This window comes from Methylocapsa palsarum, assembly GCF_900114285.1.
Taxonomy (GTDB): Bacteria; Pseudomonadota; Alphaproteobacteria; order Rhizobiales; family Beijerinckiaceae; genus Methylocapsa; species Methylocapsa palsarum.
The window spans coordinates 1-1,893 of record NZ_FOSN01000063.1; the positions used below are offsets into that span (position 1 = coordinate 1).

Annotated in this window: 1 protein-coding gene and 1 pseudogene; one reads left to right on the top strand and one right to left on the bottom strand. The window is 59.7% G+C overall.

What is annotated here, in order from left to right:
* Positions 1-140 precede the first annotated feature (140 nt).
* Positions 141-878: pseudogene (locus BM177_RS19260) on the top strand (ATP-dependent DNA helicase); the annotation flags it as partial.
* Positions 879-1,000: 122 nt separating this feature from the next.
* Here the strand turns inward: BM177_RS19260 and BM177_RS19265 are convergent.
* Complete coding sequence (locus BM177_RS19265; RefSeq protein ID WP_139223764.1) at positions 1,001-1,261, bottom strand: hypothetical protein; 261 nt, start codon at positions 1,259-1,261, stop codon at positions 1,001-1,003.
* Positions 1,262-1,893: the final 632 nt, after the last annotated feature.

A 1,893-nucleotide genomic window follows, 5' to 3' on the forward strand; every position in this document is an offset into this window, starting at 1 on the left:
CGAATATCTTTCACAAGCTGTTCTGCCGGGGCTTTCGCCGGCACGGATTTCTGTCTCATCTGCGCTCCTGAATGGGCTAAGATGAACCAGAAATCTCCCTTCAGAAAATACCCCGATTTGTCTCATGGGCGCTGACGCCGGACATGTTTCGCCAGGCGGCGGAAAGCCGCATCGTCGTCAACGCTCACCGGATCAATCGCGGCGAAATGCCCGAATGGCCCAAGCGCGGCGAAGACTCGGATTTCTGGTTCGTCGACGCCACGGACCCCGAAGACGGAGCCGCCAAGGTCGTCGAGCTTGTCCGCAGCCGCATTCCCCATCGTTACGGGCTTGACTCCATCCGCGACATCCAGGTCCTGTGCCCCATGCAACGCGGCGCCCTGGGGGCGAGATCGCTCAACGCAGACCTTCAGAAGGCGCTCAATCCCAACCCCTCAGTGCGCATCGAAAAGTTCGGCGCGATCTTCGCGCCCGGCGACAAAGTCATGCAAATCGAGAACGATTATGACCGGGACGTCTTCAATGGCGATCTGGGGACCGTGCTGCGCATCGACGAGACGGAAGGCCTTCTGATCGCCGGCTTCGATGGCCGCGAGGTTGATTATCCCTTTGGCGAACTTGATACGCTCCTTCCGGCCTATGCGATGACGATTCATAAGTCGCAAGGGTCCGAATATCCGGCCGTCGTCATCACGCTTGCGACGCAGCACTATACGATGCTCGCGCGAAACCTCGTCTACACCGCGGTCACGAGGGGCAAGCGTCTCGTCGTCATCGTCGGGCAGCGCCGCGCCATGGCGATCGCCGTCAAGGCCGGGGCAGGGCGGCGGCGCTGGACTAAGCTGCAGGAATGGATGAAGCCTCGGCGAGGCGATTGATCCACGGGTTTAACGTCGCGTGTGCTTTGAGCCACTTGCCGGACTTGACGGCGTACCAACTACGCCCCGGGAATAAGCGCGACCGATGCCAGCTTACACCGGCGTCGGCCGTCGTCGCCTGTTCAGGCCTCGCCCAAAAATTGCGCTATGTCTCGCGCCACATCTGCTTGCATTCGCGCGCGCTCCGCTGCTCCTTCACTCGGCTTCTCGGGGCCCGCGCCGCCGGCTGCCTGATCGAGATTGACCGCAGCCTGATCCCGTAGTTTGGCATAGGTTAATACGCGCTCGATGCAGCGCTGCCGCTCGGCAGGGATAACGCGCCCGGTCGAGGGGTCCATCGGCTCTGCCGGACGTTGTTTTTCTTTCGTCGAATTTTCGCTCATTGGTTCTTTCCTTTTAATGACACTCAAAGAACCGCCGCACGCAGACGCGACTAAGGCGAGCGCAACCGGGTCGAGGTCTAAAAATCGTTCTTCAAAAGTCGCTGCAGCAGAACAACAGTATTCTACCGCGACGAGCCGACGCGAAAATCCGTACGACAAAGCCGAGAGCTTCCCGCCAGAGGATGTGTCTTATTGGCGAGGCGCGACGATCGGCGTCGCACGCCATACCCTTGAAAGACTTCTTTTCGGCCCCGGCATGCTTGATTGCAAGGAGACGCTCCCAGCGGGTAGGTGAAAGTATAGCCCAAGACCTGGGTGTAGAGCTGACCGCGAACGTAATGCGCGTGGCGAAGGCGAACGGTCCACACCGAACGACCGTATCAATGACTTTGCGGCCAAGCGCGGCGATGCACAAATGGTTCTGGATGGCGTGGCCGCTCGACCTGCGACCAGCGTAGCGATCATGAAGAGCCAGTCGCGACTTGAATGATAGGTTTTCCTTAATGGGCGGGGACCCTGACGAGGAGTTGCATCGCCGGGATCAAGGTTTCGCTAAAACCCTTCGCTATTTCCAAGAGCGATGGCGACGCCGTAGCAGAAGGTGTCGAGGAGGTCATCCTCCCGGTCGCTAT